The sequence below is a fragment of the Rhodococcus sp. (in: high G+C Gram-positive bacteria) genome (genome assembly GCF_049591685.1).
Classification (GTDB): domain Bacteria; phylum Actinomycetota; class Actinomycetes; order Mycobacteriales; family Mycobacteriaceae; genus Rhodococcoides.
Window position 1 is genome coordinate 1 of sequence record NZ_JBAWFH010000491.1, and the last position, 2,451, is coordinate 2,451.

Below are 2,451 nucleotides of genomic sequence, written 5' to 3' on the forward strand. Positions count from 1 at the left end.
GTCCACAGGCATGATCGGCCAGTCCTCGGGTCGCGGGATGTGGGTGAGTCCGAACGTGTGCCAGAGCACCAGGTCTTCGCCGTCGATCGAGCGGTCGTCAGCCGTGTAAGCGGGAAGGCCTGCACCACCTGCGTGAGCATTCGGGTAACGGCCGGCCGGCCACCGCTCCTCGGCGTCGTACGCCGTTCCCCAAAGGTGCTTCGTCGCGAAGGCGGCGCGAGCAGCGACCGTCGAGGCAGGGTCGGCCATGAGGAGTGCCGTCGGCTCCGGGATGAGGTGGTAGGCGGTGGGTTTGCCGAGGTAGTTGGTCTGGGAGGCGCTTCGCACCTCCCAGACCCGCGCGACCGACGTGTCCGCCTCGCGCTGCGCCTCCTGCTCCGTGCGCAGGGTGGTCTCAGTCCATCCGAAGGCGTTGCCGAACGGGTTCCCCTCACCCATCGGGATGCGAGCCGCGTCGATCTCGACGAGACGATTGTCCTCTCCGTCGATCGCCACGTCGAGACGTGCGCTGAAAAGGTGTTGGTGTACGGGGGCGAACACGCCGGGGGCGATTTCGGGGGCGTGGCGGCTGGTCGTTCCGGGCACCCCGCCGCCCGCGAAGACGATGCCTGTGGCCTTCGCCTCCACCTGGATCGAACCGTCGAGGTAGAAGTACCAGAAGAAGCCGTAGTCGTAGTTGCCGATCGTGGAGAAGTACGACACGACGAGGCGTCGGGAACGTCGGACCTGTGACCCGACGACGCCCGGTTCGGTGTGCTTCCACAGGACGCCGTAGTCCTCCTCGTGCATGCACACTGCGTTCGGGATGCGGACGGGGCGGCCGTGGTCGTCCGCGACATTCCCGTCGAAGTAGTGGATCACGCCGAGGCAGTCGCACCCGAGTTCAAGGTGATTCGCGTTCTTGCCGAGGAGGTACTCGCCGGCGTCGAAATAGCTGATCCAGAATCGGGTCGGACTCGTGTCGCCGTAGGGGACCACCATCTCGGGGATGCTCGCACGGCTGAGGACGGAGCGGTCGTCGAATCGGATGTCGTGCAGCACGAGGCCCTCGCGGGCGTTGAAGTCGACCCGGAGCGACCAGTTCTCCCACGTCACGTGCGAGCCGGCCACCGCGAAGCTGGGGCCTTCGGGCTGAATGATCTCGATGGGTTTCAGCGTCGTGCGGGCCGGACCCACCCCGTCCCGGGTGTACTTGCCGCTGCCGGCCGGCACAGGCACGTCGCCCTCATCCTCGATGCCGATGACGCGGTTCTCCACGAGGTCCACATGGACGATGAGCCCTTCGACCGGGTGGGCCCAGGCGATGTCGTCCTCGGTCTCTCGGAGGAAGGTGAGCGACCGGATGATGCGACGCCCCACCTCGTTCGCCCGCCCGACAAAGCCGGGGGCGAGCGGGGAGCAGAACGCGAGCTCCATCCGGTCCGCCAGGCCGCGGCGCACCATGGCCGCCTGCCACTCCGGGGAGGCACGGACGATCTCGGCCGCCCGGTCGTACTCCTCGAACAGGTACTGCGGCTGCCCGTACGGCGCGACGGACGGGTCGTGTGTACGACGGGAGATCACCTCCTCGCGGCTGACGGAGACGATCACCTCGACGACACCGCCGGTGGTGGCATCCATCAGAGTGACCTCGATGCGACGATCGACCGGATCGCCGGGTCGCCATGCGGTGAGCTCCTCCTTCGACGGCTCATGGGGGAGAAGCATGGGCACGCGCACCGACTCGCCGAGGAGTCCCGCAGCCACAAGGACTTCCCGTGCACGCGCGATCTCGTCAGCCGTCAGCGGATCGAGCGGGTGAGAGGCCGGGATGTGCCGGGTCGACGGGGCGGTGAGGTCGTCGTTACCCTGCGCGTGGTCGTGGGTCGAATGGGCGTGCTGGTGTGACATGGGTGAGCCTCCTCGTTCCAGTGTGTGCGGCGCCTCGGGGCCGGGCCTTGCCCGATGGCGCACGGGGGCTGACTGCCCGCGCGCATCGCTTCACGGCGGTAACCACGTCTGGTGGAGTGCTGCATATAAAGGGTCGGTGACCCATATGCATCCCGTGCTCGCCACTCTGATGCTGCTCTGCGTCGTGTCGGCGACCATCTGCTGCTGGGCCGCCGGTGCTCGCGTGTCGCGACGTGCGCGTGCGGGATCCGTGGTCATGGCCGGAAGCATGGCCGTCCTGCTGCTTCCTGGGGGTACGGCGTGGGCGCTGCCGGTGGCGGCTCTGCTCCTCGTGGTCGGGATGGTCGGAACTGTCGGACGCCGCGGTCGCGCCAGCATCCGTGAGGACGCGCATCGGTCGGTCGGTGCGCTGCTGATGGCGGTGATGGTGCTGCAGGGCGCGTCCAGGGGTGTCGCATCGCCAGCACTCGAAGGTGCGCCGGACCACGGGATGCATCAGAGCACGGTCGCAGCAGAGTGGGGCATCCCCCTCGCCGCGCTCCTTGTCTTGCTGGCGTGGAC

The 2,451-nt window shown here is 68.0% G+C and carries 2 protein-coding genes; one reads left to right on the top strand and one right to left on the bottom strand.

Translation table 11 applies throughout. The features are described from left to right. Positions 1–1,890, bottom strand: a 1,890-nt coding sequence (locus WBQ44_RS20170; protein ID WP_495568441.1) for a primary-amine oxidase, incomplete at its 3' end; no start/stop codon positions are given. Positions 1,891–2,026: 136 nt separating this feature from the next. Here WBQ44_RS20170 and WBQ44_RS20175 point away from each other — a divergent pair. Continuing rightward, positions 2,027–2,451: hypothetical protein (locus WBQ44_RS20175; protein WP_495568442.1), on the top strand; the 425-nt coding region annotated here is incomplete at its 3' end.